This window comes from Desulfosarcina sp., assembly GCF_041551955.1.
Classification (GTDB): domain Bacteria; phylum Desulfobacterota; class Desulfobacteria; order Desulfobacterales; family Desulfosarcinaceae; genus Desulfosarcina.
In genome coordinates this window covers 1-5,739 of record NZ_JBFELV010000324.1, presented here as the reverse complement: position 1 = coordinate 5,739, position 5,739 = coordinate 1, and the positions used below count along the sequence as shown (strand labels likewise).

Here is a 5,739-nt window from a genome sequence, read left to right as displayed (position 1 = left end):
CCAATCCAAGGCTGAACTGGTGGCTATGGAGGCCCATCTAGGCAGGGTTCAAAATCTGGCCCAGATCGGTGAAATGGCCGCCGGTCTGGCCCATGAAATTAAAAACCCGCTGGCTTCGTTATCGGGAGCCATACAGATTCTTAAGGGTGAAATGGAAAACAACCAGGACAATATGCGATTGGTGCACATCGTCCTGAGAGAAACTGACCGATTGAGCAGCCTGGTGAACAATTTCCTAACTTTTGCCAGGCCCTCAGCCGGCCAGATTGAGTGTGTCAATTTGGGAGATGCCATGTCTGAAATGGTAACCCTCTTTGAAAAGGACGGGTCCATCGGTTCGCGGGTCAACGTGGATTTAGAAATAAACTCGGATGCGTATATCGAGATTGATCCGCTGCAGCTCCGTCAGGTAATCTGGAATCTGCTATTGAACGGTGCGGAATCAATTGAAAATGAAGGCAGAATAAAGATAGCTGTACAGAAGCACAAGAGTGAGCGGATCATGGTTTCGATTGCTGATGACGGTTGCGGGATGGATGAACAAACGGTAAAAACCATATTCAATCCCTTTTTCACGACCAAACCCAATGGCACCGGCCTTGGTCTTTCCATCGTGTATCGAATTCTGGAAACTTATGACTGCCGAATAGACGTGCAAAGCGATCCTGGCCGAGGCAGTGTTTTTACGTTGTATTTCAAACCGGTCGCTCCCACCGTATAGCTGCTAAATGATCATCTACGATCCACCGCCCCATCGATTCTCTTTTTACCCCATTTAATTCGCGGTAGAATCTTGGAGGCTCTTCCCATGTTCCAGTCTGCTCGAGGAATGAAAAAGACAGGATGTTACGATTGAATATTACATAAAATGAATAAGCTCTTTTACCATCACACGCCGGTGCACGAAAATGCACTGACCGCGTCTATGATGTGTACATAAATTAAAACACCTCGTTTGCTTTTGAGATTTAAACAGCCTGATCCGATGACGGCAAAGACAAACAGGATCAAAATACACAACATTTCAAACAGATACCTTTACGCAAGGTATTTTATGGTTTCGGGTGAGTGCGTATTAGATAGTATGGTACGGTTTATGCTTTGAAATCAGTCGACGTTTTTTGAAAAGTAAGCAGCTCGATAAAGGCAAAACATCCTAAAGGGTGTGACGCAAAGCCAACGGCCTAACACCAGAATATCTGGAAATGGCGGCAGGGCTGCCGAGCGAAAACAGCATCTCTCAAATTCGCTGTTGGTCGCACGGCACATAACAATTTGGGAGATGCTACATGAAACTATCCACTCGATCTTATCTGAAGGCCTTTTTTGCTTCCATCGCTATCGTTGCCGGCATCGTGACGTTTGCTCACAGTGCGAATGTAACCCTGCGGTGGGATGCCAACGTCCCGGCTCCGGAGGGATACCGGGTTTTCTTCCGTGAAGGCACCCAGAGTTACAACTACGATCGGCCCATCTGGGAGAATAACCTTACCACTTGTACGCTGAGCGGGCTCAACGAAGGCGTCACCTATCATTTTGTCGTTCGCGCCTATAAAGGCTCGCTGGAAAGCGCCGACTCCGAAGAGGTTAGCTATACACCCGCCGCCGTTGTGCCCAACCAGGCGCCCGCGGCCGTTGCGGGACAGAATCAGGTCGTATATGAAGGCGCATCGGTAATCCTCGATGGTTCGGCCTCAAGTGACACGGACGGGGCGATTGCCGGATATCAATGGTCGCAGATAAGTGGCACTGGCATATTCATCAATGGTGCTTCCACCAGTCAGGCTTCTTTCACTGCGCCTGTGGTCGGTCTCGACGGGGACGATTTAACCTTCCACCTGACCGTAACCGATGATGATGGAATCAGCACATCGTCGAATACCACCGTCCGTGTGCTCAAGTCTTCGAGCACCGATGTCGATGGCGATCTTGTGCCAGATGTTCTGGACCAGTTTCCCAACGATCCCACGGAATGGGCTGACAATGATCGTGACGGAACCGGTGACAATCAAGATCCGGACGATGATAATGATGGAATGACTGATACCTGGGAAATTGCCTATGGTCTGGATCCGACAGTCATAGATTCTGAATCGGATGCAGATGGTGATGGCTTGCCCAATCTTGCTGAGTTCCTTGCAGACTCCAATCCAACAAGCGCGCCGGACAATATGGCACCGGATGCACCGAATATCGAAACCCTCATTCAAATCGACCGTGTTGATCTTACTCCCGTGCTTGTCTCAGGGTTGTATTTTGACACGGATCACGATGACCATTTCAAATCTCGATGGCAGATCAGCACTGAATCGGATTTTTCGACACTCGTTTTGGATGAAACCAGCCAGATGCAGCTTGCTGCATACACCGTCGGCGAAATGGTGCTCGACGTAGACACGACCTACCATTGGCGGGTGAAGTTCATCGATGCCCGTCATGGTGAATCGGACTGGTCTCAACCCGCTACCTTTACAACTATTGCTGCCGACAGTGCGGGCGATACGAACTATAACGGTGTCCCCGACGCCCAGGAGGTCGATGAATCGGTGGACGTCAATGAAAACGGTATTGCGGATTTACTCGAAGCGAACATGATAAGTATCAACACGATCGAGGGACAAACCATTGTCGGTGTTGAATCCATTTCTGATGGTGTCACGCTGGTTTCGGTCAAATCACTGCCCACGGATATGATTCCCGACCAATCGGTGAAGATGGGATTCGGGCTGATTGGTTTCAAGCTGTATCTGGAAAATGAGGTCAACAGCGCAGTGGTAAGAATTCATTTCTCAACCCAGGTCCCCTTGGATGCCCAGCTGTATAAATACATCTCCGACACCGGCTGGGAAGTATATGGGAATGCCGTTTTTTCGCCAGACAGAAAGAGTGTAACCGTGATGTTGGAAGATGGCGGCATGGGCGATGAAGACGGGGTTGAAAATGGGGTGATCGTCGATCCCACGGGACTTGCCTATGCGGACGCCACGATTTCCGATGGCGCCACCCTGTCAACGGGGGGAACGTCAACCGGCGACAGTGGTTACAACTACTGTTTTATCTCAGCCGGCATTCAGGACATGGGCTGGCTTTTTTCTATCCGCTCATGCGCAACCATGTTGATGGTTATGACGCTGCTGATAGCGGGAATGACTTTGCCCGCCGCATTTCAAAAATTAAAAAAAAACAGCAGGAGGGACCGCCGGTTCTGAGAATCATCTGAAACGCTACGAGCCGAAAATAACGATGCCCCTGATGCCCACTGTCAGGGGTGTCGCTATTTATGAAAGGTCAGATTAGGTTCAATGCAATTCGGGCGACCCTGTCTGATGCACCGGCGCCGCCGAGAAGGTCTCGAATGCCAACCAGTTCCTTTTCTATTTGTTTTAACCTCTCTGGATCATTGATCATGGCTGTCACCGTATCAGCGATGGTCTGGGGCGATGCATCGTCCTGGATCAACTCGGGCTGCAGTTCTTTTTGGACGATGAGGTTGGCGATGCCGATATGCTTTACCTTAATGAGCCGTTTGCCAATCCAGTAGCTCAATGGTGAGACTTTATATATGATGACGGTTGGCATGCCGTAGAGTGCGGCCTCCAGCGTGACTGTACCGGAGGCCGCTACTACCATCCGGCTCCGTGTAAAAACCTTATCGATTGAGCCTTTGACGAGTTCTATATCAACCGTTGAGGCATATTGACTGATGATGGTTGATACTAAGGCGGTATCGATGGATTGGGCACATGATACCAAAAATTGTGAAGTTGGCAGGGCGCGTTTAATAATTTTGGCCGCTTGCAGCATAACCGGAAGCAGCGTCGTTACCTCTTTTTCTCTTGATCCGGGAATCAGTCCAATGACCGTGTTTTGCACATGCGTCGTTGCTGGCAGACGGTCAGGGGCTGGTATTTTTCCGTCCAACAGCGGGTGGCCCACAAAGGTGACGGGCACATGATGCTTACGATAGAAAGCTGCTTCGAAGGGAAGGATCACGGCCATATGATCGACCAGGCGTTTGATTTTATGGACTCGGTTTTGGCGCCATGCCCAGATTTGGGGGCTGATATAGTACAAAACTGGAATGCCGAGCTTCTTGGCGGCAGCTGCAACATGAACATTGAAGTCGGGAAAATCAATTAATATCAAAAGTTTTGGTTTGATTCGGACCAGGGCTTTCTTGACGGTCGCCATGGCCCGGTAAATCGATGGCAGTTTGGCAAGCACCTCGGTGATGCCCATCACGGAAAGTGTTTTAATATCGACGAGAAGCTGGACACCTTGGCTTTGCATGGCGGTTCCGCCGACGCCGAAGAGAAACGCATCCTTGGAACGGTTTTTGATGGAATGGGCCAGTTTCGCACCGTGTAAATCACCCGATGCTTCACCGGCAATGATCATGATGGGTAGTATAGGCATTTGATTGTAGGTTACCATCAACTATCAAAAGCGCTTATCGGTTGTCCTATTCACAGATGATGGCAATATGGTTTTCGTTTGCGGTACGGATCATTTCAGGACGGTCAAAAACAACGGTCCTGCCGGCCTCTAAAGCGATTGCGCGAACATCGTACTGGCTCATGGTGTGAATGGTTTGAAGGCCTACCGATGGAACATCGAAACGAAAATCCTGGTTCGGCTTGCAAACTTTTACCAAAACCGCCTCACCTTTGCCCAATCGGCCGCCCCGCTTTATCGTGGCATCGGTTCCATCAATCGCCTCGACGGCGAGAATGGACCCGCCTCCGACAACGACACTTTGCCCAATTCCCAAACGTCCAATTTCCCGGGCAATCGAAAACCCCAACATGATGTCTTTTTTTTCCGACCGGGAAGGTTTGCGGATTGTCCAGACACCTTTTGTGGCCAGCAGTTCAGGCAATAGGAACGTTGAGGATTCAATCTTGATGCCTTCTTCTTCAAGGCTATCTGCAAATGCGCGCATAATGGCATCATCGTGGGTGTGTCGCATTCCCGCCATCAATGATATGGCTTTCATATCCGGCTTCACATCGGTGAATAAGCGCGTTTTGCGAATGGCGCCCAACATTACCGCACGGTTGACCTCATTTTGCTTAAAAAACTTGGTCAGCCGCTTAATTTGGCCCAGGTGCAGCCATTGAATCTTCTCCGACAACTGAGCCAGGATTTGATCGGCTTCGTTGACATATGCTGCCGTGAATACGGAGAACCCATTTTTTATGGCAATTTGAGAAAAAAGAACAGGGAATTGCCCACTTCCAGCTATTAATCCGATTTTTTCAGCCATTGCGTCGGTCTATTATGACGTTGTTATTCCATCGCGCAAGAAGTGATGTTATCGGGTCACCCCTCGGGAGGAGGCTTTGATAAATTCGATGAAGGTTTCTACTTCAGGCACCATTTCCACTTCTGCATTTACGCGCTCAATGGCTTCATTGAGGGTCAACCCATATCGAAACAGTATTCGGTAAGTTTTTTTCAACTCGGTCAGCGTTTGGGCAGAAAAACCAAAACGTTTGAGGCCGACGCGGTTTAGTCCATGTAAAATGGCCCGATCGCCGGAGGCAATGACATAAGGCGGTACATCCTTGACTACAGCAGATTTGCCGCCGATAAAAGCATGCTCGCCGACTCTGACGAACTGATGAATGGCGACCAAACCGCCAACAATAGCGTGATTGCCAATCGTGATATGGCCTGCCAGGGTCGCGTTGTTGGCAAGCACCACCATTTTCCCAATGTGGCAGTCGTGGGCAATAT

The 5,739-nt window shown here is 49.6% G+C and carries 4 protein-coding genes, 1 pseudogene and 1 riboswitch; of the genes and pseudogenes, 2 read left to right on the top strand and 3 right to left on the bottom strand.

Going from position 1 to position 5,739, the window contains the following annotated elements:
* On the top strand, positions 1-721 hold a 721-nt coding region (locus tag ABYV26_RS19145; protein WP_372682960.1), incomplete at its 5' end, for a nitrogen regulation protein NR(II).
* Between the two features lie 414 nt (positions 722-1,135).
* Positions 1,136-1,225: riboswitch (cyclic di-GMP riboswitch) on the top strand.
* A 64-nt stretch (positions 1,226-1,289) separates the two neighbouring features.
* Complete coding sequence (locus ABYV26_RS19140) at positions 1,290-3,209, top strand: choice-of-anchor U domain-containing protein (RefSeq protein WP_372682959.1); 1,920 nt, start codon at positions 1,290-1,292, stop codon at positions 3,207-3,209.
* Between the two features lie 79 nt (positions 3,210-3,288).
* Here the strand turns inward: ABYV26_RS19140 and lpxB are convergent, their stop codons facing one another.
* The 3 genes and pseudogenes from lpxB to ABYV26_RS19125 all read right to left on the bottom strand — a co-directional run.
* Positions 3,289-4,434, bottom strand: coding sequence for a lipid-A-disaccharide synthase (lpxB, locus tag ABYV26_RS19135; protein ID WP_372682958.1), 1,146 nt, complete (start codon positions 4,432-4,434; stop codon positions 3,289-3,291).
* Between the two features lie 28 nt (positions 4,435-4,462).
* Positions 4,463-5,266 (bottom strand): LpxI family protein, encoded by an 804-nt coding sequence (locus tag ABYV26_RS19130; protein ID WP_372682957.1) that lies wholly within the window; start codon positions 5,264-5,266, stop codon positions 4,463-4,465.
* A 48-nt stretch (positions 5,267-5,314) separates the two neighbouring features.
* Positions 5,315-5,739 (bottom strand): annotated as a pseudogene (locus ABYV26_RS19125) (acyl-[acyl-carrier-protein]--UDP-N-acetylglucosamine O-acyltransferase); the annotation flags it as partial.

Coding starts and splice junctions, on each gene's coding strand:
- ABYV26_RS19140 (WP_372682959.1), top strand. CDS start 1,290: ATGAAACTATCCACTCGATCTTATCTGAAGGCCTTTTTTGCTTCCATC.
- lpxB (WP_372682958.1), bottom strand. CDS start 4,434: ATGGTAACCTACAATCAAATGCCTATACTACCCATCATGATCATTGCC.
- ABYV26_RS19130 (WP_372682957.1), bottom strand. CDS start 5,266: ATGGCTGAAAAAATCGGATTAATAGCTGGAAGTGGGCAATTCCCTGTT.